A 25,735-nucleotide genomic window follows, 5' to 3' on the forward strand; every position below is an offset into this window, starting at 1 on the left:
TTAGTGATTCGGTTGATGTTCATTTGCTTGGTCTTGGCGTATTTCTAACCAAGTTTTCAAGATCAATGTGATAATCGCTAAAAATGCCAGTAACGAAGACACAGCAAATGCAGCACTAAAGGTATATTCGTTATAAAGAATCTCGACGTGTAACGGCAGGGTATTGGTTTCACCGCGGATGTGTCCTGAAACCACAGACACCGCACCAAATTCTCCCATTGCACGGGCATTACACAGAATCACACCGTAAATCAAACCCCATTTAATATTTGGTAGGGTCACTTTCCAAAAGGTTTGCCAACCTGAAGCACCGAGTACAATCGCAGCTTCTTCTTCTTCGGTCCCTTGTGCTTCCATGAGTGGAATTAATTCACGAGCAACAAAAGGAACTGTAATAAAAATTGTGGCTAAAACAATGGCAGGTACGGCATACAGGATTTTAATATCGTGATCCATTAACCAACCGCCAACCCAACCTTGTGAACCAAAAATCAGAACCAACATTAAACCTGCAATGACAGGGGAGACTGAAAATGGCATATCAATAATGGTGGTCAAGATGGCTTTGCCACGGAACTGGAATTTAGCCACTGCCCATGCGGCAGCTACCCCAAACACCACATTAATTGGTACAGCAATCGCTGCTGTCAATAAGGTTAGTTTGACTGCCGACAGGGTGTCAGAATCAGTTAAGGCATTGATGTAAACTGAAAGACCTTGTTTAAATGCTTCAACAAAAACCAAAATGAGCGGTAGTATCAAGCAACTTAGGAAGAAAATCAGTGCAATACTAATTAATGTATAACGGACCCATGTTGGTTCACGGGTTGAATCACGAGATTGCAACTTTATGGCTAAAGCATTGCTATTGGTATTTAAACTCATTGCGCAGTTCTCCCTGTACGACGGCTCGCCCATGCTTGTACTAAATTAATTAAAAATAAGATGGCAAAAGAGAGAACAAGCATGACGACAGCAATCGTAGTCGCTCCAGCATAATCATATTCTTCTAAACGAGAGATGATCATGAGGGGGGCAATTTCGGTCTTATAGGGTTGATTCCCTGCAATAAAAATAACAGAACCATATTCACCAACACCGCGGGCAAATGCCAAAGCAAAGCCTGTTAATAGTGCAGGGAATAGGATCGGTAAAATGATTTTAGTAATGGTTTGCCAGCGATTTGCACCGAGTGCAGAAGCTGCTTCTTCAAGTTCAGTTTCAATATCGCTGAGAACTGGTTGTACTGTTCGAACAACAAAGGGTAATCCAATAAAAATCAATGCAAGGGTAATACCAATTGGGGTATAAGCCACATGAATGCCTAAAGGCTCAAGGTATTGCCCAATCCAGCCATTTTTGGCATAAAGTGAAGTCAGGGCAATGCCTGCAACCGCAGTGGGTAAGGCGAAAGGCAGATCGACCAGCGCATCGACGACTCTTTTACCTGGGAAATTATAACGAACCAAGCACCAAGCCAGCAGTATGCCAAAGATTACATTGACTAAAGAAGCGATCAATGCAGCACTAAAGCTGAGTTGTAACGATTTTAAAATTCGTTCTGAAGTAAGAATTTCCCATAATCCATCCCATCCAATCCCTAAAGATTTGATAAATACTGCTGATAAAGGAATAAGTACGATAAAAGATACATAAGCGAGGGTGAAGCCCAAAGACAGACCAAACCCAGGCAGCACTCGGGAACGCTGCGACATGATATTTCCTCAAAGAGAAATATTTGCTAAAACCAGCAAATAAATAACACTAAAACCAAAAAATACTGAGAGCGGAATCTAGGCAAATTTCAAATTAAAATTTGCCTGACTCATTCGAGTTACAGATTGCAGTTTTTTTTCAGGCAACATGTAATTAAGGATGTCTGGAAAAGGGCCAAATCCAGATGCCACATTGATGTGACCTACTTGCCCCAAATTGATTGGTGTCAGTTTCCAAGCTTGAGCCAGTTGTAAAGCATCGAAATAACCTAACCAAGGATCATTTTCACTGATTAATAAAGTGGTTGGCACATCAATATTAAGCTGATGGAAATATTGTTTGTAATCAGTCAAGCTGTGACGAGCAAAGCCCGCTTCGCCAAACCGTGCAGGATTTGCAGGTGCAACCAAAATTAATTTTTTTACTTTTGTTTGTAACTCTGGATGTTCAGCTAAAGCAGCAACACTGGTTAAACAGCCAAAGCTATGAGCAACAATTTGTATTGGTGCTTCTATAGTTGCAACGGTTTTAATAAACTGAGCAACCCATTCGTTTAAAACGGGTCGGTCCCAATGTTTCTGTTGAACGCGAGAGCTAGACACGAGTTGTTGTTGTAACCAAGATTGCCAATGTTGAGCTTCGCTACCACCAACACCAGGAACAATTACGGTATGAATCATGTCCGCTCTCCTTATTTACCTAATTAGTAAATTATTTTGTGGTGCTGTTGATCTTGACGATTTGATCGAAAATACCGCCATTATCAAAATGAGTTTTTTGTACTTTGGTCCAACCACCAAACTCTTTATCGATCGTGACAAGCTTCAGAGGTTTAAAAGTGGCGCTATATTTCTTTAAAACAGCTGCATTGCGAGGACGATAGAAGTTACGTGCTGCAATTTCCTGACCCGCTGGAGAATATAAGTAGTTCAAATAGCCACGAGCGATTTGTGAATTACCTTTTTTCTCAGCATTTTTTTCTACAACCGCCACTGGAGGCTCAGCCAAAATTGAAAGTGACGGTGTAACGATCTCAAATTTACCTGGTTGTTCACGTACTGCTAGGAATGCTTCATTTTCCCAAGCCAGTAAAACATCACCGATGCCGCGTTCAGCAAATGTAGTGGTTGCGCCACGTGCACCTGAATCAAGTACTTTGGTTTGTTTGTAAATTTGACGCACAAATTCTTGTGCCTTAGCATCGTTACCACCTTTTTGGTGTTTTGCCCATGCCCAAGCACCTAAATAGTTCCAACGTGCGCCACCTGATGTTTTTGGATTGGGTGTAATAATTTCTACACCTGGTTTAACCAGATCACCCCAATCTTTAATTTGTTTTGGGTTGCCTTTACGCACAAGGAAAACAATCGTTGAGGTGTAAGGCGTGGAGTTATTTGGTAGTTTCTTCTGCCAATCAGCTGGAAGCAGTTTTGCATTTTCAGCAATTTCATCAATATCTGCTGCAAGGGCAAGTGTTACGACATCAGCATTTAAGCCATCAATCACGGCACGTGCCTGTTTGCCTGAACCCCCATGGGATTGTTTGAAATCAATGTCCTGTCCTGTACGCTGTTTCCAGAAAGCACCAAACTGCTTGTTGAAATCGGTATAAAGCTCGCGAGTTGGATCATAAGAGACATTTAAAAACTCTTGTGCCGCGAAAGATGAAACGGAGAGTAATGCGGCAATAACACCGACTTTTAACTGAGATAAACGCATGAAAAACCCCTTGGAATTAAATCTTGATTTGGAATATGGATGCAGCATAACGCCAGTTTTTTTGCAAAAAAAATAATTAAAATCGAATTTGATATGAATAAAAAAGAAATATAAAAAAGAGATAACTTATGCTGAATTTCTGATAATTGTTTTGTATATAGCTATAAAACAAAATGTTGAATTTGATTCATATTGAATGTTTATTTAAAAATGAGTTTCGGTAGATTAAGCCTGAATATATTTAGAGAGTCCGTGCTAATTCGAGTTGTTAATAAACGATTGGATTCTAGATCATGATGAATGAGGCGTGGATTGTGTACATGCTTTTGCCAAACTTAGGTTTCAGGGTATGATGACGATGTGTTGGAGACTGAATTTTTGATCATGCAGTGTTATAAAAATGGACAATTGATTGATTCGATTCCGTTGTTAGATCGAGCCTTTCATTATGGAGATGGTTGCTTTACCACTGCGCGAATTTTTCAAGATACGTTTGAACTAAAACAATTACACTTTGCTCGTTTGGCATTGGCTTGCCAAAGATTAAGTCTTGATGTGGATTTATCGGTCGTAGATAGAACCTTAGCACAACTACAACAACAGCATTTTACCTTGAATGGCACTTTAAAAATTGTGATTAGTCGAGGTGAGGGAGATCGAGGATATAGCTTACCTTTACATGCTGCTGATGTTTATGTTTGGTATTACCCTAAAGTCATGCAAGTTTTTCAACCAGAGTGGATTGAGAGTGGAGTACTCAATCATGCTCTAGGTTTGAATATGCCGCATTTAGTGGGTTTAAAAACATTAAACCGTTTAGAACAAGTGTTATTAAAGCAGGAAGCTGACCATCAGGGGTGGCTTGAAGCATTGGTAACTGATGTACAAGGTTATATTGTAGAAGGGGTGAGCAGTAATTGTTTTATTCGTATAAATGACCGATGGATTACACCAGAACTTCGTTATAATGGCGTTCACGGCGTCATGCGGGCCAAGATTCTATCTCGTATGAAGCAACAGAATATTGAATGTGAGCAAGGTTGTGTAGAGATTAATGATATTGAACGTATTCAAAGTCTATTTTTCTGCAACGCTTTACATCCGATGAAAGCAGTTATTCGATTTAATGGTCGGGCTTTTGAGCAGCAACCCTACCTTGATTTATTTGAAACATTGAAACTTAGCCAGATTGATTAATATGCCAAAGCCACCAACAACCCCATCCAATACAAAGAAAAAGCTAAAAGCTCAACCGAAGTCTAAGTTTTCTATCAAAGCCTTATTGATTGTAATCGTTGTCTTTCTTTTGCTCGTACTCGGTGTGCTTTGGGCGAGTTTATTTAAGAACTATCCAGTCGAAGGGAAAAAGCAGGTTCTAGTCATTTCTTCGGGAGATACTTACTCAAAATTTATTGATCATCTAGCCAAAGAAAATAAAGTTAATTTCCCTATTCTTTTAAAAATTTATCAAAAATTTATGATTCACGACAGTTTGAAAGCTGGTGTGTATGAAATCAATAAAGGGATGAGTGTTCGTCAAGTACTTGATATGCTATCTGATGCTGAAAATGCACAAATGAATCGTATTTTGGTGATTGAAGGGACAACTTTTAAACAATTGCTACAGAATTTAAAGAAAGATCCGAATGTTAGCAAGACTATTCTAGATCTACCGCAAGACCAATTATTAAAAGCTTTAGATATTCCTTATTCACACCCTGAAGGTTTATTTGCACCAGATACTTATTTCTTTGCCAAGGGCGAAACAGATAAGAAAATCTTAACGGATTTATATCGTCGACAAATGAAATCATTAGATGAAGCTTGGGCAAAAAAAGCACCGAACTTACCCTATAATGATAAATATCAAGCTCTAATTATGGCTTCGATTATTGAAAAAGAAACCAATTTAGATAGTGAACTGGAGCAAGTTTCAGGTGTATTTGTACGTCGTTTAAAAATCGGTATGCGTCTACAAACTGATCCAACCGTAATTTATGGTATGGGGGATAATTATAAAGGTAATATCACTCGTAATGATTTACGGGCAGCAACGCCTTATAATACATACACGATCAATGGTTTGCCGCCAACTCCGATTGCATTGCCAAGTAAAAAAGCGATTGAAGCAGCAATGCATCCAGACGATGCTAAAAATATTTACTTTGTTGCCACAGGTAATGGTGGACATAAATTTAGTGCTTCTCTAGCAGAGCATAATCGTGCAGTACAAGATTACTTGTCTGTACTCCGTTCAAAGAAAAATCAAGGTGAATGATGTTTATTAGTTTTGAAGGTACGGAAGGTGTAGGGAAAACCACTCTGATTCGTAAAATTCATCAGTACTTTGAACAGCAAGGTAAAGAAGTTGTACTGACCCGTGAGCCTGGCGGCACACCATTAGCAGAACAGATTCGTACATTATTATTGGCAGTAAATCATGATGAGCAAATGAGTCATGATACTGAACTATTACTGATTTATGCTGCACGAGCTCAACATTTACAACAAGTGATTTTACCTGCATTAGCGGCGGGAAAAATTGTGTTGAGTGATCGTTTTACTGATGCAAGTTTTGCATATCAATGTTCTGGACGTGGTTTAAGTCAGGAAAAGTTGCAATTATTAAATCAAACTTTTGTGGCGAAAATGCCGAATATTACCTTTTGGTTGGATGCGCCGATTGAGTTGGGGATGACTCGTGCGCGAGAGCGTGGTGCACTGGATCGTTTTGAGCAAGAGAAGTTGAGTTTCTTTGCTAAAGTGCGTGCGGGTTATGAGACCTTGTGGCAAGCAGAGCCTGAACGGATGAAGCGTTTGGATGCGACTCAGAATGCGGATGTGGTGTTTGAAGAGGCATTAAATTATATAAAACAGCTCTAAGAGCTGTTTTATATTTATTATGATTAGTTTCGTTTTATGTATATTTTATTAAAATAACGAGGATTCAATAATGATATTTGAAGTGAATTCATATGTTGGTGTTAATTCAATTAAATTTGGAATGTCTAGAGAGGGTGTAAGAAATACTCTTTTGAATTATGAATATAGAATATTTAGAAGAAATTCTTATTCAGAGTCCCCTATAGATGGTTATGATGATATAGGTCTTAATGTTTCTTATGATTCTAGTGATAAAGTTGAAGCATTAGAATTTAGTGAACCTGCTTGTGTTGTATTAAATGGGATAGATGTTTTTAGCATACCAGCTTCTGAAGTTTATGCCTTAATAAAAAAATTAGATCAAGATGTGATGATTGATGCAGATGGGTTGATTTCTTTTAAATTGGGCGTGGGAGTTTATGAACCATTTTATGAAGAAGAATATATGTATCCAATAGAGTCATTTATTGTTTTTAAACAGGGGTATTATAACTCAATAGATTTTGGTTAGGATTTTTTATTACTAAATTTTTATTGTGTACGATTTTGCTGAGTTCATATTATCTAGTAATATTAGCCCAGCAATTAATACTTGTATCAAGTTAGCTTATCACTCATTCACCAACGGCTGTTCCACTTTAAAATTCGGTGGAGTCAACACTGTCTTGCGAATCTCATTCGAGAGTTCTGGATAATCCAGCGTGTAATGCAAACCACGAGATTCCTTACGTTCCATCGCACAACGTACTATCATTTCAGAAACTAAAACGAGGTTACGCAATTCGATCAGGTTTTTACTGACGCGGTAATCTTGGTAGTATTCATTGATTTCACGCTTCAACATCTCGATACGATGTAACGCACGTTGTAGACGTTTAGTCGTACGAACAATACCGACGTAGTTCCACATGGTTGAACGTAGTTCATCCCAGTTTTGTAAGATCACAACATCTTCGTCAGCATCAGTCACTTGTGATTCATCCCAAGATGGTACGTTTGGAAATTCAAAGCTAATATTATGTTTGCTTTGAATATCTTCCGCTGCACTCATGCCATAAACGAAACATTCAAGCAGTGAGTTACTTGCCATACGGTTAGCGCCGTGTAAACCAGTATATGAAGTTTCGCCAATCGCATATAAACCATCTAAGTCAGTTTGGCTATGCTCATCTACAACGACACCACCACAGGTATAGTGCGCTGCTGGAACAACAGGAATCATATCTTTGGTAATATCAATACCAAGTTCGAGCAAGCGTGCGTAAAGTGTAGGGAAGTGCTCAGTGATAAATTCAGGTGATTTATGTGTGATGTCTAACCAAACATGACGAATACCTAAACGTTTGATTTCATAGTCAATTGCACGTGCAACAATATCACGTGGCGCAAGTTCAGCACGTTCGTCAAGACGTAACATAAAACGTTCACCATCAGGCAAACGTAAATAAGCACCTTCACCACGCATGGCTTCAGTAATAAGGAAAGAACGCGCTTTCGGGTGATACAAACACGTTGGATGGAATTGGTTAAATTCCATATTGGCAACACGACAACCAGCTCGATAAGCCATCGCGATACCATCACCGGTTGCAATGTCAGGGTTAGAAGTATAGAGATAAGCTTTCATTGCACCACCACAGGCTAAAGCTGTGAAAGGGGCTAAAAATGTATGAACTTGTTCTGTTTTTTCATTTAATGCATATAAACCAATCGCACGATTATTTTTGTCTTGATGACCAAGTTTATGTAATGTGATGAGGTCAATCGCAATATAATTTTCAAAAATTGTAATATTTTTACGTTCTTTAGCACGTTCAACAAGCGTGGTTGAAATTGCCTTACCTGTTGCATCAGCAGAATGAATGATACGGCGTTGTGAATGACCACCTTCACGAGTGAGGTGTAATTGCTCATCATCATCTAAAGTGAATTGAACACCTTGCTTCAATAAGAAATCAACAGAAGGCTTGCCACCTTCGACTGTATGTTTCACGGCGTCCAACTCACAAAGATGTCCGCCTGCAATCATAGTGTCATTAATATGTTGTTGAATTGAATCAGTCTCGTCTAAGACAGCAGCAACACCACCTTGAGCATAAAAAGTACTGGCTTCTGTGAGCTCAGCTTTTGCTAAAATGGCAATGTTGTAATGACTCGGTAAAGAGAGTGCAAGACTTAAACCTGCACCGCCACTGCCCACAATTATCACGTCAAAATGGTGAATTGTTTTTAAATCAGGCATGTCGATCTGCTTCAGTTTTAAACGTTCACTAATGACAACGCTTTTTAACAAAAAAGGCAAGTGCCAATCTGCCTAGAATTGAACGATTTTTTAGCGAATGTAAACAATTTTCACTGATATGAATTGTCAATCACCTTAAAGTCTAATAAGGATAATTATTCAATACATCATTTTAATCTAATATTAAGCTGCCCACGATAAAAGTTAATAAGCTTATAAATCATGGAGACTTTCTCCATAATTTATTCACATTTCAATATGCTACATCGTTGTATGCATTGAAAATATCAACATATTTTTACGAAGATTACAGTTGGGTTATGATACAAACATAATCTTAATATTCTATAGATCATTAGTACGTAGGTTCTCACTTCATGAAAAGTCGCTATTTACAACAAGGAATGTATGCTGCGGTATTTACGGTTGCTGCAGTACAGGTTAATGCTGCTTCACCAGTAGATTTTTCAAACCTCGTTGAGCAGGTGAGTCCTGCAGTTGTCAGTGTCAATGTTGTAAAAAAGATGACTCAGGAAGAGTTGTTGCAGCAACAAGTACCTGAAATTTTACGACGTTTTTTTGGTAATCAAGTCATTATACCTCAGCAACAAGGGCCACAAGAAAAAACTGCATACGGTAGTGCGTTTTTTATTAGTAAAGATGGTTATCTCGTTACAAACCACCATGTGATTGAAAATGCATCTCGTATCAGTATTACTTTAAACGATCGACGTGAACTTGATGCAACTTTGGTCGGGAGTGATGAGCGCACTGATGTTGCTGTGCTTAAAGTAAATGGTGCAAATTTCCCAGAATTAAAAATTGGTAATGTAAACCAGTTAAAAGTTGGTGAGCCTGTTTTAGCAATTGGTTCACCTTTTGGCTTTGACTATTCTGCTTCAGCAGGGATTGTGAGTGCTAAATCTCGAAATATGAGTGGTGAAACGTCAGTTCCATTCATTCAAACAGATGCTGCATTAAACCCTGGTAACTCTGGTGGTCCGTTATTTAACCAACATGGTGAGGTGGTTGGTGTTAACTCGCGTATCTTTAGTGGTACTGGCGGTTATATGGGCTTGTCATTCTCTATTCCTATTGATGTCGCGATGGATGTAGTTCAACAGCTTAAAAGCAATGGTAAAGTAACTCGTTCATACCTTGGCGTGATGTTGCAAGATATTGATCGTAACCTTGCAGAAGCATACAAATTACCAAAACCAGAAGGCTCGTTGATTAATCAAGTTACACCGAAGTCACCGGCTGAAAAAGCAGGTTTAAAGTCTGGGGATGTGATTTTAAAAATTAATGGTTCTTCTATTTCCCGTACTAGCGATTTGTTAAATGTATTAAATCGCGTAGCACCTAGTCAGACTGTTCAATTAGAAGTATTACGTGACGATAAAGTCCGCACTATTTCAGCAACTTTAGGTACTGCACCAGATGATACGCCAGCCGCTGAGGATAAAAACAATCCAACCAGTGGTCTTGGAATGAGCATTCGTAATTTAACGCCTGAAGAGCAAGCAAAATTGGATGTCCGTGGTGGGATATTGGTGCAGGATGTTAAACGCGGTAGCTTAGCATCATTGTCAAACATTGTTGCAGGTGATGTTATCCTTCAAGTGAATGGTACACCTATTTTAAATAGTCAAATGTTTGTAAAAACAATGGCGGCCCTACCAAAAAATAGTGTTGCTCGAGTAGCTATTATTCGCCAAGGCCAGCGTGCAATTTTAGGTTTACGTTTGCCTTAAGCTATAGTTAGTTTTTTAAAACCACCCTGAAATAGGGTGGTTTTTATTTTGTAATGTATAAGTGTTTAGATTAGTGTATGCGACTGAGCTTGGATTGACGAAATAAGTAGGTTTATGAGTACTATTTTTGATTTGAGAATAACTGTACAGCCTGAACATATTGATATTTTAGGTCATGTCAATAACGTCATGTATATTCAGTGGATGCAAGATGTCGCAGCAGCGCATATTGAAAAATTAGGTTTAGGTCTAGCTCAATATTTAGAACTCAAACATGCAATGGTGGCGGTAGAGCATCATGTTCAATATCGGAAAGCAGCACTTGAAGGTGAAGAAATCATCTTACGGACATGGTTAGATGATATTAATGCGCTCTATTCCTTTCGTCAGTACGCATTTTACCGTCCAAAGGATCAAAGTATTTTATTCGTAGGGAATACTAAATGGGCGTGTATTGAAATTACAACAGGTCGTCCAAAGCGTATGTCACCGAGTTTTACTCATGCCTACCAACCGATTGGGTTGGATTTAAATCCGATGGATTTTTCAACTTTATATGAGTAAATCGAAGGACTGAAATCACCATCTAGAGGCTTTGATGGGATAATTATTTTGAATACTTTGAAATGCTGTTCTGCTATAATCCCCGACAATTTTGTTAAACCGCTTTGGCTCATGACTTGTTATAAGTTTCGAGCATTCTATTTTGTTAAGGTAACCCATGGCGCAAGCTAAAAAATCCGTAGATATCAAAAATATACGTAATTTCTCGATTATTGCTCACATTGACCATGGTAAATCAACCTTGGCAGATCGATTCATTCAAATGTGTGGTGGTTTACAAGATCGCGAGATGCAAGCTCAAGTATTAGACTCTATGGAGCTTGAGCGTGAGCGTGGGATTACCATTAAAGCTGCATCGGTAACCTTGTATTACACCCATCCAAATGGTCAAGAGTATCAATTGAACTTTATCGATACACCAGGGCACGTCGACTTTTCTTATGAAGTGTCACGCTCTTTGGCCGCATGTGAAGGTGCGCTTTTAGTCGTCGATGCTGCGCAAGGTGTTGAGGCACAGTCAGTAGCAAACTGCTATACGGCAATTGAGCAAGGGTTAGAAGTTTTACCCATCTTAAATAAGATTGATTTACCTCAAGCTGAACCTGAGCGTGTCATTCACGAAATTGAAGAAATTATCGGAATTGAAGCGACAGATGCGCCAACCTGTTCAGCAAAAACTGGTTTGGGGGTTGAAGGTGTTTTAGAGCGCCTAGTAGATGTGATTCCAGCACCAGAAGGTGATCGCGATGCACCTTTACAAGCATTAATTATCGACTCATGGTTTGATAACTATTTAGGAGTTGTTTCTCTCGTTCGAATCAAACAAGGTCGTATCCGCAAGGGCGACAAAATGTTGGTGAAATCAACGGGGCAAACTCACCCAGTTACATCTGTTGGCGTATTCAATCCTAAACATACTGAAACAGATATTCTCGAAGCGGGTGAAGTTGGCTTCGTGATCGCTGGTATTAAAGATATTTTTGGTGCGCCTGTGGGCGATACAATTACTTTGTCGAACACACCAGATGTTGCTATTTTACCAGGTTTTAAAAAGGTTAAACCGCAGGTCTATGCGGGTCTTTTCCCAATTGATGCTAGTGACTTTGAACCATTCCGTGAAGCGCTACAAAAATTACAAATTAATGACTCAGCGCTGTTCTTTGAACCAGAAAGTTCAGATGCTTTAGGTTTTGGTTTCCGTTGTGGCTTCCTAGGCATGCTTCATATGGAAATTGTACAAGAGCGTTTAGAGCGTGAATACGATCTTGATCTAATCAGTTCTGCGCCGACAGTAATTTATGAAGCATTGACTAAAAAAGGCGATATTATTTATATCGACAGCCCATCAAAAATGCCTGATGGTTCAACAGTTGAAGATTTGCGTGAGCCGATCGCAGAGTGTCATATTCTTGTGCCACAAGAATATTTAGGTAATGTCATGACCTTGTGTATTGAACGTCGCGGTGTTCAAAAAGATATGAAATTCTTAGGTAATCAAGTTTCAATCACTTTTGAAATTCCTATGGCAGAAGTGGTCATGGATTTCTTTGATAAGTTGAAATCTTGTTCACGTGGTTTTGCATCTTTAGATTACAACTTCGTGCGTTTTGAGAGTTCAGCTTTAGTTAAGGTTGACGTGTTAATTAATAGCGAAAAGGTGGATGCTCTGGCAATGATTTGCCACCGTCAAGATGCGCGTCATCGCGGTATTGCGTTGGTTGAGAAGATGAAAGATTTGATTCCACGCCAAATGTATGATGTTGCAATTCAAGCGGCAATTGGTGCACAAATCATTGCACGCTCTACCGTAAAAGCCATGCGTAAGAATGTATTGGCAAAATGTTATGGTGGTGACGTTTCACGTAAGAAGAAACTTCTTGCGAAACAAAAGGAAGGTAAGAAACGTATGAAACAAGTAGGAAGTGTTGAAATTCCTCAAGAAGCGTTCTTAGCCGTATTGAAAGTGGATAGATAAAGAAAAGATGAGCGAGGTGGTTTTTCAAACCTCGCTACAAGACGAGCAGCTGTGCTGTGAGAGAGGGCGTGTGGATTTTGATTTTAATTTGATTCTGGTACCAGTTACACTAATTTTTTTTCTAGTGTGGCTACTCGATAAATTTGTACTAAAACAACGTGCAAATAAAGGGCGTGATCAGGAAAATTTTGTTATAACGTGGGCATATGATTTTTGGCCTGTGTTAGCAGTAGTCTTAATCCTTCGTTCTTTCTTATATGAACCATTTAATATCCCATCTGATTCTATGGTGCCTACCTTAGAAACAGGTGATTTTATTTTAGTAAATAAATTTGATTATGGTGTGCGCTTACCGATTGTAAATGCAAAAGTAATTGATGTAGGTGAGCCAAAACGTGGTGAAGTGATCGTATTTCGTTATCCACCACAACCAACCATTAGCTATATTAAGCGTGTGGTGGGTTTGCCAGGCGACCATATTCAGTTTAAAGCTGGCCAATTAACTATTAATGGGAAGCAAATTGCTAAAGTCGCAACTGAATTTAAACGTGATAAAGATCAATTAGAAACTCCTACAGTTTATTACTTTAAAGAAACATTAGGTGAACACCAGCATTTAATTCGTTATTTAGATGGTCGTAATCCTTTAGCAGAACAATTTCAATTTGCAAAGTTACGTGGAGCTGACGCACTCGTTCCATTTGTTGCCAAAGAAAATAATGTTTTTATTCAAAGTAATGGGCAGGATTGGGAAGTAACTGTGCCGAAAGGACAGTATTTTGCAATGGGTGATAATAGAGATCAAAGTGCAGACAGTCGTTTTTGGGGATTTGTCCCTGAAGCGAATTTAACTGGTCGCGCTTTTTATATTTGGATGCATAAAGAACCTGGTTTTAACCTGCCAAGTTTCAATCGCAATGGTAAGATTAACTAATAAAAATACATAGGAAGTATGCAGATGCGTAAATCTCAACAAGGGGCATCCTATATCGCGATATTATTCGGAATTATTTTCTTTGCGATATTTGTAAAGGCGGCAGTTGCAATATGGCCTGCCTATTGGGATGACAAAATTATTGATACTCAAATTGAAGGATTATTAAAAGATAGTCCTAAAAATATTACACCAAGTAAATTTTATACTCAGATGGATCAACGTTTAGAGATGAATAATATTCGTGATATACATTTCAAGGATATTGCTGAAGTTACTTATAAAGATGATTTAGTTGTAATGAAAAAGTATGAAGTGCGTAAGCCTTTCGTATTGAATATTAGTTTAGTTATGAATTTTGAGAAGACTTTTGACCAAAAATCTGCAAACCAAACTCAATGATACACGGCTGCAAGGTCGAATAGGTTACCAGTTTAAACAGTTTGAATTGTTAAAACTGGCTTTGACCCATCGCTCGGTCAGTCATAAACATAATTATGAACGCCTAGAATTTCTAGGCGATGCATTATTAGGAATGATCGTTGCAAATTATTTGTACAATACCTATCCGTTGGAAAATGAAGGTCGTTTAACGCGAATGCGTGCGACTTTGGTTCGACAAGAAGCATTAGGAAAAATCGCAAATGATTTGCAACTCAGTCGGTCATTAATTTTAAGCACAGGCGAGTTAAAATCAGGTGGACACCACCGAGAGTCAATTCTGGCTGATACGGTTGAAGCCATTATTGGTGCTATTTATTTAGACAGTAATGATCTCAACTTGCTCGAACGCATTGTGCTAAAATGGTATGAACCATATCTTGATCATATCGAACCGACCGATCAGCTGAAAGACCCTAAATCACGTTTGCAAGAGTATTTACAAGCACGTAAAAAACCTCTCCCAGTTTACGAGGTTGTAGATATTCAGGGTGATGCCCCGAATCAACATTTCAAAGTGGAATGTGATGTAGCGGGATTGCCAAAAATTATAGGCGAGGGCTCAAGTCGTCGTTTTGCCGAACAAACGGCAGCGGCAGAGATTTTAAAATTATTGGAGCAATAACCTGATGTCTCATTCAGAAGAAAATAAGCCAGAAGCAACTGAACAGCAAGATGGCAATAATCTAGTTGATCAATTTTTTAGTTCTCAGGGAACGACTATTCCCTCAGATTTCAAAAGCGGTTTTGTGGCTATTGTTGGTCGTCCAAATGTAGGAAAATCGACTTTGATGAACCACATCTTGGGTCAAAAACTATCGATTACTTCACGTAAGCCACAAACCACACGCCACAAGATTGTGGGTATTGACTCGCGTGAGAAATCACAGGCGGTATTTGTAGATACTCCTGGGATGCATAAAAAAGAAGTACGTGCGATCAATAAGATGATGAATCGTGCGGCACATTCTGCATTGCGTGATGTGAATTTGGTTTTATTTGTGGTTGATGCACAAAAGTGGACTCAAAACGATGAATTGGTTTTGGAAAAGCTTAAACATGCTGATATGCCAGTGATTCTAGTGATCAATAAGCTGGATACATTTGAAAATAAAAATGAGGCTTTACCGCTGATTCGAGAGCGTGCCAAGCTTATGAATTTTGCTGAAATTGTTCCGGTTTCAGCATTGCGTGGTGCAAATCTAGATCATTTGCGTGACACGATTGAAAAATATCTGCCGTATCAACCACCTTTGTATTCATTAGATCAAATTACTGATCGTTCTGAGCGTTTCCTTGCGAGTGAGATCATTCGTGAGAAAATTATGCGTCAGTTAGGTGAAGAGCTTCCATATGATTTAACGGTTCAAATTGAATCATTTAAAACCGAAGAAGCAGCAGTAAATGAAAAAACAGGTCGTTTAAAGCCGCCATGTACGTATATTGATGCGACCATTTTTGTAGAACGCCAAGGGCAAAAAGCTATTGTGATTGGCGATAAAGGTGCGAAGCTGAAAAGCATCGGCATGGATGCACGTACAGATATGGAAAAAATGTTTGAACAAAAAATTATGCTAACGCTTTGGGTAAAAGTCAAAGGTGGTTGGTCTGATGATGAGCGTGCGTTAAAAAGCTTGGGTTATAGCGATATTTAACAGGTTTTAAGACAATGGAAACAGGTGTGAAAACAACAATTCGTATACTCGCGATTGTGACATGTGTATTCATGTTGCAAGGCTGTATTCACAAGGTTGTGACTGTACCTGTTAAAGTTGCTTATAAGACCACTAAAGGTGTTGTTAAAGGAACTGCTGCGGTTGTTGGCGCAGTGATTCCCGATGGCGATGATGAAGAAAAGGATGAGAAAAAGAAGGACTAGTCTCGTACTATGATGCGCAATGAAGTCCTACATGGTTATTTGATTCATCATCGTAAATATCGTGAAAAAAGTCATATTGTGCATTTATTTACACAAGAATATGGTCGGGTGGATGGGATTCTAAGACAGACCCCACCGCCACAATATCAGCCAATTCGTCTGCAAGCCACGGGCAAATCTGAACTAAAAAACTTCACAAAACTGGAAATTCTGAATCAACCTGTATTCTTTCATGGTGATGCATTTTTTGCTGGTTTTTATTTAAATGAAATTCTATTGCGACTATGTCCCTTAGAAGAGATGATGCCGCAAACATTTGAACAATATCAGTTAATTTTAGTGCTGTTACAGCAATTGGCGACACACGAACAAGCTGCTGTATTTCTTAGGCAGATTTTGCGTCAATTTGAGCATGTACTATTGGTGGAACTTGGCTACGCCATTGATTTCTCAATAGATGCGAGTCAACAAGACATTCAGGTCAACCAGCATTATCAATTTCAACTCAATGATGGTTTTTTACCAGTTTCGCAAGCTTCGCGTTCAACACTTGATGGTAGATTGATTGCATCCATGCAAAGTTATGAAGATGGGCGGGATTTTTCTCACGAACAATTGCAATTATTGGGTAAACTATACCGTCAAATGATTAGCGCCTTGTTGGGTGATCGACCGCTGAAAAGCCGTCAACTTTGGATTCAAAGTACACAAACTTGATATTCCTGATGTATTGAAAATAATGATTCAGGGCTAAACCGATAGGATATTTTTTATGGCTGCAATCTTAGGTGTAAACATTGATCATGTTGCGACATTAAGACAAGCACGTGGTACAACTTACCCTGATCCAGTTCAGGCTGCTTTGTTGTGTGAACAGGCTGGTGCTGAGGGGATTACTTTACATTTGCGTGAAGATCGCCGTCATATACAAGATGATGATGTACGTCGTATGCGTCCATTATTAAAAACACGTATGAATTTGGAATTGGCGGTAACTGATGAAATGGTTGCGTTTGCCAAAGAGATTCAACCCCAGCATGTGTGTTTCGTGCCTGAACGCCGTCAGGAAGTGACCACCGAAGGTGGATTGGACGTGGTTGGGCATTTTGAAAAAGTGAAGGCGGCAACTGAAGCACTGAAAGCGATTGGCAGTGATGTGTCTTTGTTTATCGATGCAGATTTTGCACAAATTGACGCAGCTGTCGCATGTGGTGCACCAACCATTGAAATCCATACGGGTGCTTATGCTGATGCCGAGACAGATGAGCAGCAACAAGCTGAATTAGCTCGTATTATCAAAGGTGCTGAATATGCAGCAGCTAAAGGTTTAGTTGTGAATGCCGGGCATGGTTTGAATTTGGATAATGTGGCAGCAATTGCAGCAATTCCACAAATTTATGAACTCAACATTGGTCATTCGATTATTGCCGATAGTGTATTCGTTGGTTTGACTCAAGCAGTAACAGATATGAAAGCAGCGATTCAGGCTGCTGCGAGATAAGTTGATGAGTAGTGTAAATTATGATGAGTTAATGCAACCTGTCATTGCATTTTTAGGTTGTACCACTCCTCAGGCGTGGCTAGATGAAGCGGTGAATAACCTTGACATCTTAATGCAAGACCATGCCAACTGTGAGAAAAAAGCGGCAAGTACAGCAATGAACCTGATGTTCCGCTATAGCTTTTTTACAGATCTGCAAGTGAAATTGGCGCAATTGGTGCGTGAAGAAATGCTGCATTATGAGCAGGTTTTGGAATTCATGAACAAACGTGGCCAAGAGTGGAAGGGTTTGAGTGCAGGGCGCTATGCAGGTGGATTACGTAAAGAAATCCGTACTTATGAACCTGAAGCATTGATTGATGTGATGATTATTGGCGCATTTGTCGAAGCACGCTCGTGTGAGCGCTTCTATGCGCTGGCACCTGTTGTAGACGATGAACTTGGACGTTACTATCGTTACTTGCTTAAATCGGAATCTCGTCATTTTGAGGATTATCTGGCACTGGCATTGGATGTTGCAAAAACTGCCAAACTTAAAGATCCAGAAGAAAATATTCAGCAGCGGATTGAACATATCCGTGAAGTGGAAAAGAATCTAATTTTAACGCCAGATGATACGTTCCGTTTCCATAGCGGTGTGCCTAGTCGCTAAACACACCATTTTTGCATAAATCAATTAAACACGAGGTGTTGTAAACTACTTAGGGTTCTGATCAGCATTTAAAAATTTATAAATATTTTCAAATGGAATGTGGTCGCTAGCATCAGAACCGTAATATGTTTCAATAATATAACCTTGCTCATCAATTAAAAAATCTGCTGGCATAATATCACTTGGATTTTGTAGATTCTTTTTTAAACCCTCAGCCCCAATTATTTTGATGCCTAAAACCCATGAGACGAAATGTCGAAAAACGCTATAAGCAGAGCGTGCCATTGATCGTTCAATACCATAAGCTTTATAGGCGATATTTTCAGGATCGGCGACGATCGTAAAAGGGCGAGGGCGTTTTCTTACAAATTCATTGACTTCTTCATGTGTTGATGAAAAAAATGCAATGATTTCTAAGCCTTCATCCGAAAGTTTTTTATAATGTTGTGTTAATTGGAAAATTCTAAAATTACAAAAAGGACAGTTTGTATCACGAAAAAATGCAAGTAAAGTGCGTTTACCTGAGTCCAGTCGAACTACTTTGCCATGGCTATCTATAAGTTGAAATTTTGGTGCAGTTTCTGGCGATATAAGACGCATTATGATAAGACCATATATTTTTAAAGGTATGCATTGTACTTAATATAAAAAAAGCCCCGATTATTGATCAGGGCTTTTGAGAATTTTGGCTCTCCCACCTGGGCTCGAACCAGGGACCTGCGGATTAACAGTCCGTCGCTCTACCGACTGAGCTATGGGAGAATCTGGAGTGAATTTTAGGGGGCAAGACGTTTATAGTCAAGTAAAATCAGTGTAAATAATAAACTGTTAAGTGCTTAAAATCGCTATATTAACGTGCAACCTGATTGCATTGGGCTAATTGGGACGAATGCGCTGTCCAGCTTGCTCCCACTGAATTTTTATAATAGCTAATCTTGCCAATACGCAAAACCAGATTTTGACAGGAGTCCAGAGACAGGTCATTGCCCCAGGGCCCAGACATGCTACAAACTTTACCATTACACTTCCAGACCACATTTGGCCCATTTTCAATAGGGACAGTCACAGTACCCTTATAAGTCGAGCCTGCATACCATGTTGTTTGTGCAGCCATGACTGGACTGCATAAGAATAACAAACTGAGAAGTAGTTTCTTCATTATGGTTTTCCTTAATATGACCATCGTTTTTTATTATAGGGTTGAAAAGGGCGCAGGGCTAAAACATATACGCGATGCAACATAAAAAATACATAGGGTTACAAGAAGGATGACAATAAATTAAAGCATTTACAATAAAAAAACCCTGATCAGATCAGGGTTTTTTAGAATCTTGGCTCTCCCACCTGGGCTCGAACCAGGGACCTGCGGATTAACAGTCCGTCGCTCTACCGACTGAGCTATGGGAGAATCTGACGCGCATTTTAGGCATGAAAAACGTATGCGTCAATAAGAATATTAAATAAAATGAATTGTTTGCTTGATAAATATGCTTTTTAGGTTTTACGCATAAAAAAACTGCCCGAAGTGGGCAGTTTTTATTCAAGAAATAAAAATTATTTCTCAACACCTGCTGGTTGACCAGCAAGTTTTGCATTTGCATAGTCCCAGTTCACTAGGTTTTCTAGGAAAGTTGCGATGTATTTTGGACGTAAGTTACGGAAGTCGATGTAGTAAGCATGTTCCCAAACGTCGATTGTTAATACTGCGATTTGACCGTGAGCAAGTGGAGTATCTGCATTTGCAGTTTTAGTAATTGATAATTTACCATTTACTTCGTCAGCAACTAACCAAGCCCAGCCTGAACCGAATTGAGTCGTTGCAGCAGCAGTGAATTCTTCTGCAAATTTTTCATAGCTACCAAAAGCTTCTTCGATTTTAGCTGCGATTGCGCCAGTTGGTTTACCACCACCGTTTGGTTTCATGCTGTTCCAGTAGAATGTGTGGTTCCATACTTGTGCAGCATTGTTAAAGATACCTGCTTTAGAAGCGTCACCAGCAGATGCTTTGATGATTTCTTCTAAAGTTTTACCTTCAAGGTCAGTGCCTTTGATTAGGTTGTTTAAGTTAACAACATAAGTATTGTGATGTTTATCGTGATGGTATTCTAAAGTTTCGCGAGTAATGTGCGGAGCTAAGTCATCATAGCCATATGGAAGTGCAGGTAAAGTAATGGTTGTCATGTTCCAATCCTTGCAATTGCTGGGTTTTAAGTTAAGTGGCTCTATTGTAAATGATTCCAAACATAATAGGGCAGTCTTTTAAAGAACGATATACAATAAAGGTTCAATTAAAAACGATAAATAAAATCGGATTCGTCAATTCTATTAAATTGGATTATTTAGTTCAAAATAGATCGTTTCTACAGCAAACTGATTTTTAATTGCTTGAGCAAGACGTTGTACGCCATATCGTTCCGTTGCATGATGACCACAGGCAAAATAATGAACCCCTAATTCTTTAGCTTCATAAAAAGTACGCTCACTGACTTCGCCAGAAATATAAGCATCACAATCTTTTTCTGCTGCTTTATTAATAAAATCTTGAGCGCCGCCTGTGCAAAATCCTACTTTTTGGATTTGAGTTTTCTCGCTCGGCAAATGAATCACATTAAGATCAAAAATAGCCTGTAAATTTGTTTTAAATTGCTCTGGGCTTAATGGACTTTCCAAATAGCCTATATTTCCAATCGGATGTTTTTCGAATGGATCTAAAGCTTCTAGATTTTGTAAACCGATTAAATCTGCAATTGCGACATTATTGCCAAGTGTGGGATGTGAGTCTAAAGGCAAATGGTAGGCGATCAAAGAGATGTTGTTCTGAATTAATTTTTTGATTCGATTACCACGCATACCTGTAATAGGGTAGGCTTCACCTTTCCAAAAGTAACCATGATGGACAAGTAAGGCATCTGCTTGCTGCGCAATAGCTGCATTAATTGCATCTTCTGAGGCTGTAACAGCACAGACTATTTTATTTACCTCAGGCGTGCCTTCAATTTGTAAGCCATTGGGTGCGTAATCTTTAAAATCACTAACTTTTAAAGTTTGATTACACCATTGCACAATATCATGCAAATTTGCCATGCGATTCCTCAACTGAATGACATTTATAGATTCAGCTTAATAAAAGCATATTTTTAAATGTAACTAAAGCTAGACAAAACTTTTTTAACTTTTGCATTGATTTTAGGTAATTTACTTTACAATAGTGGAAAATTCCTGTTCTTCAATATATTAACTCCATTGTTCGCCTAGAGGATAATAAACGTGCGCCGTGCATTTACATGGTTACCTTGGGTATTACTCATTCTTGTTATCATTAGTTTCCTAAGCTGGCAAAAATTGCATCAGCCGAAGCCAACAGTCGCTGCCGATGGCGTTAAAATGCCTGCCGAAAAAGTGGAGCCACTGATTGATACAACCCGAACGGGTGGCGTGGTTTCGTATAGTGCTGCCGTAAAAGTTGCTGCGCCTGCTGTGGTGAATATCTTTACCACTCAGAAAGTGAAACAGATGAATCATCCTTTATTGAATGATCCTGTATTTCGTGAGTTTTTTGGTAATCAAGCCCCTCAACAGCCTCAAAATGAAAATAGTTTAGGTTCAGGTGTTATCGTTCGTGCAGATGGTTATATTCTAACCAATAACCATGTGATTGCTCAGGCAGAGCATATTGTGGTGGCATTGCATGATGGTCGTCGTGCTGAAGCGAAAGTCATTGGTACAGATCCTGATACTGATTTAGCTGTGATTAAAATTGAGTTAGACAAGCTTCCTGTCCTACCGTTTAAACTCAGTGGCAATGAAGTTGGCGATGTTGTACTTGCAATCGGTAATCCATTTGGCGTGGGACAAACAGTTACGCAAGGGATTATTTCGGCGACAGGTCGTTCAGATTTAGGTATCAATACCTATGAAGACTTTATTCAAACTGATGCGGCGATCAATCCAGGTAATTCAGGTGGTGCATTAATTGACGTTGCGGGGAATTTAATCGGCGTAAATACTGCGATTTTCTCTCAATCAGGCGGTTCGTTAGGGATTGGTTTTGCAATTCCAGCGAAAATTTGTCAGCAAGTATTAAATTCAATTTTGAAAGATGGTCGTGTTGTTCGTGGTTGGTTAGGTATTAGCTTAATTCCTAATACCATGGATGAGGACGTATTGGCTGCGAAACCTGTTGGAGTCGTTGTTGCTGATGTCTTGCGTGATGGTCCAGCAGATGCTGCAGGTGTAAAACGCGGCGATAAAATTATTCAAGTCAATAATGAGCAAATTACTTCAGCTTCACATTTAATCAACTATGTTGCATTGCAAGCACCACAAAGTGTGATTGATGTGGTGGTTGAACGCGATGGTAAGCAACAGAGCATGCAAGTTAAAGTTGGAGAGAGAAAAACCCAACAAAATGCACAGTCGCAATATATCCCATTGCCTAAGCCTCAAGACTAATATGATCTTATGATTTAATTTGAATATGAAAGGCTACTGAGGTAGCCTTTTTATTTATGAAAAGAAAAAAGCTTGCTGATAAAGGTCGATCAGCAAGCTTTTTGCAAATTTTGGAGTTTTTTATTTTTTATTACACCATCGAAATTTGATGATTTGATGACAGTTTTTTTATAATTAGATTACAACGACTCAATATCAGTATTTATAATCCATTTGCAACCATAACTTTTGAGTATCTACAGAAAACTCTTCCGCTTGATAATCTGAGAGTTTTGCTAGGGCAGACAAACCTTTAATAGGCAAAGCATGAGAATAAGAAATAGAGAATTCTTGACCATAATCCATATTTTTTTCATCACTACGATATTGATGTAGTTCAGTGCCTAATTTACCTTTACCAAATACATTAAAACTTGATGAAATGTACAAGTCAGTTAAACCATTCGCGGGCGTTGTCAAGAATAAGTCAGCCCATCCGTTGAACTTATGTTTAGTCGCCAATGGGGTTTGAAATGCAATTTTTCCATCATCACTACCAAGCACTTCATAGCCAAGTGTGATTTCACCCAGTGCTGAGCCTTTATCCGTGATGCTATAACCTAATTCTAATCCATAATAATCAGCATCATAATTTATATGTTGCTCAGCATATTCACTTTGTTTGGCATATTCAGCAACGTATCTAAAATTGTTTTTCTTACCTGTTAAGCGTAAGCCATAGGTTTGATTTGACCAAGCACTTAAATCCTCGAAATCCATCAAATACCCATATAATGTTGCGTTCAACAATGGGTTGTAATTCATTTTAGCTTGAATTAAATGAATTTGACTGTTTTGTTTACCATTTTGGGCTGCTACAAATTTAGGTTTTACATCTTCACTACCAAAAATAGTATTGATTTGATCAATATAGGCATAATACAAACCAAACTCTTTGCAAGGTTTAATATTTAAACTAATCGCATCAAAGGTTTGATCATTTTGACGCCAAGCTACGGAGCCTACAAAGCGCTGATTATCTAAATTAATAGCTTGACGACCAATACTTAAATCAAACTTTGGACTATAAGCATATTTTAAATAAGCTTGATTCAATTGTAGGTTTTGAGGATCAGGGACTGTACTGTAGTTTGTTTCAGCATTACGTGTGCTATTGAAATGATCATTAATTTCGACAGTTCCTTCTCCTTGCACAAATGCGCTTAAGCCATGCCAAGAGCCAGTTTCCAGTGAAGGGCGTAGTCTCAAAGTCCAAGCATCAGCATTTTTTAGCTTATTATCTTGGTCAACTAGTTCGTAACGTAAGCGACTATCGAGAGAAAATTGAGTTTGACTTAAAAAGTTATCTGCGGCAAATGTCGTAGTTGTTAAAACACTGAGCATAGCAAAGCTAAGAAGATTCAATTTCATATTGAGACCCCTGAGAGATTATAATTTCTGGATTTAATTTTGATTGTGCAGGGGAAAGGTAAGTTTCCCCGCACTAAGTGAATGATGATTAAGAGGTGATAGAGTTGCGTTCAAGCATAGCTTGGTCAAACAGTTGTTGTTCTTTCGTTTTATGTTCTACAGAGAAGCGGATGAGAATGACACCGAAAGCGGCCACAGTTACAAGACCACCTAAAATCATGAGGCAAGTTTGAACATCTAGTAAGCCTTTAAGTAGGAAGCCTGCTGCAACCGCACCAACATTACCACCAGCCCCAATAATGCCCGCCACACCACCAAGTGCATTACGGTCAATGAAAGGAACTAAAGCATAAGTTGCTCCGCAAGACATATGCGTGAATAGCGCGAAGACCGTCATGCTAATAATAGCAAGAGCTACAGTATTCATTTGTGAGAAGAGAATGAGGAACAAGCCTTCACATAAGATAAGAATAAATAATACTTTTGTACGACCATCTAAACCTTTTGAAATCGCAACTTTATCTGAAACAATTCCACCTAAAGCACGAGCGAATAAGGCAAGTAGACCAAAGATACCCGCAGTTAAACCTGCTTCTTTTAAACCCATGTTGAAGTGGTCAACATAGTACATTGCCGCAATGTTATGAATGAAGATTTCGATACCGAAACATGCTGCATAAGAGACAAATAGGATCCAAACGCGGTAGTTACGTGCTGCCTGCATTAAAATCGCCATTCCACCTTTTTTACCGCTACCAACTTCGACACCGTTCGCACGTAATTCTTTGAAATCACCTTGTGGACAGTCTTGGGTAAGTTTCCAATAAAGTACACCAACAATTACCATCATAATGCCAGGTACAAGCAGTGCAATTCTCCAGCCCATTGCTTGTTCTACACCAAACATCACAATTGCACCGAGAATTAGTGGCATGATTGCTTGTGTTGCACCTCCACCCGCATTTCCCCAACCTGCAGAAGCCGCATTGGCTGTGCCGACAACATTCGGGGCAAACATGACACTGGTGTGATACTGGGTGATGACGAAGCTTGCACCAATAGCACCAATCAAGAGACGGAAAAACAAGAACGATTCATAAGTATTTGCTGCTGCAACACCGAAAACAGGGATACTGCCAACAATGAGAAGAGCAGTGTAGGTTTTGCGTGGTCCATACTTGTCACAGAGTGGGCCAACAATGAGTCGGATCAGAATTGTGATTGCAACCGCAGCGATATTGATGTTTGCGATTTGGTCTTTGGTTAGATTAAATTCACCTTTGATGACTGGCATTAAGGGTGCACAAGCAAACCAAGCGAAGAAACATACAAAGAATGCGAGCCAAGTCATATGAAAAGCACGCATGGCAGGCGTTGAAAAGCTAAATAATTTTATTTCAGTTGATTTTTTAGCATTTAGATTCATTTTTGAAGACATAGCCTTCCCCTGAACTGAACGAAATATATTTTTGCTATACAATATTTCTGCATACACAAACCGAACAGAACGGACTTCATTGGCCGTCAGCAAATTTTTTATGAATCATCGTTGATTCATGATGCTTGTTACTAAGCAAGGGGTGTGCCAAAAAACAAATTTGATCAAAATTTAA

General features: G+C 39.0%; 27 protein-coding genes and 2 tRNA genes. 16 read left to right on the forward strand and 13 right to left on the reverse strand.

Features of this window, described 5'->3' with window-relative positions:
- From cysW to M5121_RS00380, 4 genes are all read right to left on the reverse strand, one after another.
- Positions 1 to 885 (reverse strand): sulfate ABC transporter permease subunit CysW, encoded by an 885-nt coding sequence (gene cysW, locus M5121_RS00365; RefSeq protein WP_050041906.1) that lies wholly within the window; start codon positions 883 to 885, stop codon positions 1 to 3.
- Positions 882 to 1,715, reverse strand: a complete 834-nt coding sequence (gene cysT, locus M5121_RS00370; protein ID WP_249569847.1) for a sulfate ABC transporter permease subunit CysT — start codon at positions 1,713 to 1,715, stop codon at positions 882 to 884. The genes cysW and cysT overlap by 4 nt, the downstream gene beginning before the upstream one ends.
- A 78-nt stretch (positions 1,716 to 1,793) precedes the next feature.
- Entirely contained in the window at positions 1,794 to 2,396 is a 603-nt protein-coding gene (locus tag M5121_RS00375) for an RBBP9/YdeN family alpha/beta hydrolase (RefSeq protein ID WP_249569848.1), read from the reverse strand.
- Positions 2,397 to 2,427: 31 nt separating this feature from the next.
- On the reverse strand, positions 2,428 to 3,435 hold the full coding sequence (locus M5121_RS00380) for a sulfate ABC transporter substrate-binding protein (RefSeq protein WP_087536427.1): 1,008 nt from the start codon (positions 3,433 to 3,435) through the stop codon (positions 2,428 to 2,430).
- 384 nt (positions 3,436 to 3,819) lie between these two features.
- On the opposite strand from M5121_RS00380, the gene pabC reads away from it, so the two are divergent.
- The 4 genes from pabC (at position 3,820) to M5121_RS00400 (ending at position 6,829) form a co-directional block, all read left to right on the forward strand.
- Entirely contained in the window at positions 3,820 to 4,632 is an 813-nt protein-coding gene (gene pabC, locus M5121_RS00385; protein WP_005161148.1) for an aminodeoxychorismate lyase, read from the forward strand.
- Between the two features lies 1 nt (position 4,633).
- Positions 4,634 to 5,713 carry an endolytic transglycosylase MltG gene (mltG, locus tag M5121_RS00390; RefSeq protein ID WP_249569854.1) on the forward strand — a complete coding sequence of 360 codons (1,080 nt, stop codon included), beginning with the start codon at positions 4,634 to 4,636 and terminating at the stop codon, positions 5,711 to 5,713.
- Complete coding sequence (gene tmk / locus M5121_RS00395) at positions 5,713 to 6,318, forward strand: dTMP kinase (RefSeq protein WP_249569862.1); 606 nt, start codon at positions 5,713 to 5,715, stop codon at positions 6,316 to 6,318. Before mltG ends, tmk begins: the two co-directional genes overlap by 1 nt.
- Before the next feature lie 70 nt (positions 6,319 to 6,388).
- Positions 6,389 to 6,829: a hypothetical protein gene (locus tag M5121_RS00400; protein WP_283772233.1), complete on the forward strand. Its 441-nt coding sequence runs from the start codon at positions 6,389 to 6,391 to the stop codon at positions 6,827 to 6,829.
- 99 nt (positions 6,830 to 6,928) lie between these two features.
- Here M5121_RS00400 and nadB read toward each other — a convergent pair whose 3' ends face one another.
- Entirely contained in the window at positions 6,929 to 8,566 is a 1,638-nt protein-coding gene (gene nadB, locus M5121_RS00405) for an L-aspartate oxidase (RefSeq protein WP_249570070.1), read from the reverse strand.
- A 371-nt stretch (positions 8,567 to 8,937) separates the two neighbouring features.
- On the opposite strand from nadB, the gene M5121_RS00410 reads away from it, so the two are divergent.
- The 11 genes from M5121_RS00410 (at position 8,938) to M5121_RS00460 (ending at position 18,260) form a co-directional block, all read left to right on the forward strand.
- Positions 8,938 to 10,314, forward strand: coding sequence for a Do family serine endopeptidase (locus tag M5121_RS00410; RefSeq protein ID WP_249569866.1), 1,377 nt, complete (start codon positions 8,938 to 8,940; stop codon positions 10,312 to 10,314).
- A 114-nt stretch (positions 10,315 to 10,428) separates the two neighbouring features.
- Positions 10,429 to 10,878, forward strand: coding sequence for an acyl-CoA thioesterase (locus M5121_RS00415; protein ID WP_249569868.1), 450 nt, complete (start codon positions 10,429 to 10,431; stop codon positions 10,876 to 10,878).
- Positions 10,879 to 11,035: 157 nt separating this feature from the next.
- Positions 11,036 to 12,853, forward strand: a complete 1,818-nt coding sequence (gene lepA, locus M5121_RS00420) for a translation elongation factor 4 (protein ID WP_087536433.1) — start codon at positions 11,036 to 11,038, stop codon at positions 12,851 to 12,853.
- A 70-nt stretch (positions 12,854 to 12,923) separates the two neighbouring features.
- The gene (lepB, locus tag M5121_RS00425; protein WP_249570071.1) at positions 12,924 to 13,787 is read left to right on the forward strand and encodes a signal peptidase I; all 864 of its coding nucleotides are present in this window, start codon (positions 12,924 to 12,926) and stop codon (positions 13,785 to 13,787) included.
- 24 nt (positions 13,788 to 13,811) lie between these two features.
- The gene (locus M5121_RS00430) at positions 13,812 to 14,189 is read left to right on the forward strand and encodes a DUF4845 domain-containing protein (protein ID WP_087536434.1); all 378 of its coding nucleotides are present in this window, start codon (positions 13,812 to 13,814) and stop codon (positions 14,187 to 14,189) included.
- A complete protein-coding gene (gene rnc / locus M5121_RS00435) occupies positions 14,158 to 14,853 on the forward strand; it encodes a ribonuclease III (RefSeq protein WP_249569875.1) in 696 nt (231 codons plus the stop codon). The genes M5121_RS00430 and rnc overlap by 32 nt, the downstream gene beginning before the upstream one ends.
- Before the next feature lie 4 nt (positions 14,854 to 14,857).
- Positions 14,858 to 15,883: a GTPase Era gene (gene era / locus M5121_RS00440; protein ID WP_249569880.1), complete on the forward strand. Its 1,026-nt coding sequence runs from the start codon at positions 14,858 to 14,860 to the stop codon at positions 15,881 to 15,883.
- 26 nt (positions 15,884 to 15,909) lie between these two features.
- Positions 15,910 to 16,107: an NF038104 family lipoprotein gene (locus tag M5121_RS00445; RefSeq protein ID WP_249569881.1), complete on the forward strand. Its 198-nt coding sequence runs from the start codon at positions 15,910 to 15,912 to the stop codon at positions 16,105 to 16,107.
- 9 nt (positions 16,108 to 16,116) lie between these two features.
- Positions 16,117 to 16,824, forward strand: coding sequence for a DNA repair protein RecO (gene recO / locus M5121_RS00450; protein ID WP_249569882.1), 708 nt, complete (start codon positions 16,117 to 16,119; stop codon positions 16,822 to 16,824).
- A 55-nt stretch (positions 16,825 to 16,879) separates the two neighbouring features.
- A complete protein-coding gene (pdxJ, locus tag M5121_RS00455; protein WP_249569883.1) occupies positions 16,880 to 17,608 on the forward strand; it encodes a pyridoxine 5'-phosphate synthase in 729 nt (242 codons plus the stop codon).
- Positions 17,609 to 17,612: 4 nt separating this feature from the next.
- Entirely contained in the window at positions 17,613 to 18,260 is a 648-nt protein-coding gene (locus M5121_RS00460) for a MiaE family protein (RefSeq protein WP_249569885.1), read from the forward strand.
- A 45-nt stretch (positions 18,261 to 18,305) separates the two neighbouring features.
- Here M5121_RS00460 and M5121_RS00465 read toward each other — a convergent pair whose 3' ends face one another.
- From M5121_RS00465 to M5121_RS00490, 6 genes are all read right to left on the reverse strand, one after another.
- Positions 18,306 to 18,860, reverse strand: coding sequence for a peroxiredoxin family protein (locus M5121_RS00465; RefSeq protein ID WP_087546800.1), 555 nt, complete (start codon positions 18,858 to 18,860; stop codon positions 18,306 to 18,308).
- Positions 18,861 to 18,946: 86 nt separating this feature from the next.
- Positions 18,947 to 19,022, reverse strand: a tRNA-Asn gene (locus M5121_RS00470).
- 88 nt (positions 19,023 to 19,110) lie between these two features.
- Positions 19,111 to 19,419, reverse strand: coding sequence for a DUF8200 family protein (locus M5121_RS00475; RefSeq protein ID WP_249569887.1), 309 nt, complete (start codon positions 19,417 to 19,419; stop codon positions 19,111 to 19,113).
- A 173-nt stretch (positions 19,420 to 19,592) separates the two neighbouring features.
- Positions 19,593 to 19,668, reverse strand: a tRNA-Asn gene (locus tag M5121_RS00480).
- 146 nt (positions 19,669 to 19,814) lie between these two features.
- Entirely contained in the window at positions 19,815 to 20,441 is a 627-nt protein-coding gene (gene sodB, locus M5121_RS00485; protein WP_249569889.1) for a superoxide dismutase SodB, read from the reverse strand.
- Positions 20,442 to 20,585: 144 nt separating this feature from the next.
- Entirely contained in the window at positions 20,586 to 21,344 is a 759-nt protein-coding gene (locus M5121_RS00490) for a Nif3-like dinuclear metal center hexameric protein (protein WP_249569895.1), read from the reverse strand.
- Positions 21,345 to 21,527: 183 nt separating this feature from the next.
- Here M5121_RS00490 and M5121_RS00495 point away from each other — a divergent pair, with 183 nt between their 5' ends.
- Positions 21,528 to 22,712: a trypsin-like peptidase domain-containing protein gene (locus tag M5121_RS00495; protein ID WP_249569897.1), complete on the forward strand. Its 1,185-nt coding sequence runs from the start codon at positions 21,528 to 21,530 to the stop codon at positions 22,710 to 22,712.
- A gap of 195 nt (positions 22,713 to 22,907) precedes the next feature.
- On the opposite strand, the gene M5121_RS00500 is transcribed toward M5121_RS00495, so the two are convergent.
- Positions 22,908 to 24,122 (reverse strand): alginate export family protein, encoded by a 1,215-nt coding sequence (locus tag M5121_RS00500; RefSeq protein WP_249569899.1) that lies wholly within the window; start codon positions 24,120 to 24,122, stop codon positions 22,908 to 22,910.
- 88 nt (positions 24,123 to 24,210) lie between these two features.
- A complete protein-coding gene (locus M5121_RS00505; protein WP_249569901.1) occupies positions 24,211 to 25,560 on the reverse strand; it encodes an MFS transporter in 1,350 nt (449 codons plus the stop codon).
- Positions 25,561 to 25,735: the final 175 nt, after the last annotated feature.

This window comes from Acinetobacter sp. ANC5681 (assembly GCF_023488045.1).
GTDB lineage: Bacteria > Pseudomonadota > Gammaproteobacteria > Pseudomonadales > Moraxellaceae > Acinetobacter.

Coding starts and splice junctions, on each gene's coding strand:
- M5121_RS00460 (WP_249569885.1), top strand. CDS start 17,613: ATGAGTAGTGTAAATTATGATGAGTTAATGCAACCTGTCATTGCATTT.
- pdxJ (WP_249569883.1), top strand. CDS start 16,880: ATGGCTGCAATCTTAGGTGTAAACATTGATCATGTTGCGACATTAAGA.
- M5121_RS00500 (WP_249569899.1), bottom strand. CDS start 24,122: ATGAAATTGAATCTTCTTAGCTTTGCTATGCTCAGTGTTTTAACAACT.
- sodB (WP_249569889.1), bottom strand. CDS start 20,441: ATGACAACCATTACTTTACCTGCACTTCCATATGGCTATGATGACTTA.
- mltG (WP_249569854.1), top strand. CDS start 4,634: ATGCCAAAGCCACCAACAACCCCATCCAATACAAAGAAAAAGCTAAAA.
- M5121_RS00410 (WP_249569866.1), top strand. CDS start 8,938: ATGAAAAGTCGCTATTTACAACAAGGAATGTATGCTGCGGTATTTACG.
- tmk (WP_249569862.1), top strand. CDS start 5,713: ATGTTTATTAGTTTTGAAGGTACGGAAGGTGTAGGGAAAACCACTCTG.
- M5121_RS00430 (WP_087536434.1), top strand. CDS start 13,812: ATGCGTAAATCTCAACAAGGGGCATCCTATATCGCGATATTATTCGGA.
- M5121_RS00400 (WP_283772233.1), top strand. CDS start 6,389: ATGATATTTGAAGTGAATTCATATGTTGGTGTTAATTCAATTAAATTT.
- cysW (WP_050041906.1), bottom strand. CDS start 885: ATGAGTTTAAATACCAATAGCAATGCTTTAGCCATAAAGTTGCAATCT.
- recO (WP_249569882.1), top strand. CDS start 16,117: ATGATGCGCAATGAAGTCCTACATGGTTATTTGATTCATCATCGTAAA.
- M5121_RS00380 (WP_087536427.1), bottom strand. CDS start 3,435: ATGCGTTTATCTCAGTTAAAAGTCGGTGTTATTGCCGCATTACTCTCC.
- era (WP_249569880.1), top strand. CDS start 14,858: ATGTCTCATTCAGAAGAAAATAAGCCAGAAGCAACTGAACAGCAAGAT.
- lepA (WP_087536433.1), top strand. CDS start 11,036: ATGGCGCAAGCTAAAAAATCCGTAGATATCAAAAATATACGTAATTTC.
- M5121_RS00465 (WP_087546800.1), bottom strand. CDS start 18,860: ATGCGTCTTATATCGCCAGAAACTGCACCAAAATTTCAACTTATAGAT.
- M5121_RS00475 (WP_249569887.1), bottom strand. CDS start 19,419: ATGAAGAAACTACTTCTCAGTTTGTTATTCTTATGCAGTCCAGTCATG.
- M5121_RS00505 (WP_249569901.1), bottom strand. CDS start 25,560: ATGTCTTCAAAAATGAATCTAAATGCTAAAAAATCAACTGAAATAAAA.
- pabC (WP_005161148.1), top strand. CDS start 3,820: ATGCAGTGTTATAAAAATGGACAATTGATTGATTCGATTCCGTTGTTA.
- M5121_RS00415 (WP_249569868.1), top strand. CDS start 10,429: ATGAGTACTATTTTTGATTTGAGAATAACTGTACAGCCTGAACATATT.
- M5121_RS00490 (WP_249569895.1), bottom strand. CDS start 21,344: ATGGCAAATTTGCATGATATTGTGCAATGGTGTAATCAAACTTTAAAA.
- cysT (WP_249569847.1), bottom strand. CDS start 1,715: ATGTCGCAGCGTTCCCGAGTGCTGCCTGGGTTTGGTCTGTCTTTGGGC.
- M5121_RS00375 (WP_249569848.1), bottom strand. CDS start 2,396: ATGATTCATACCGTAATTGTTCCTGGTGTTGGTGGTAGCGAAGCTCAA.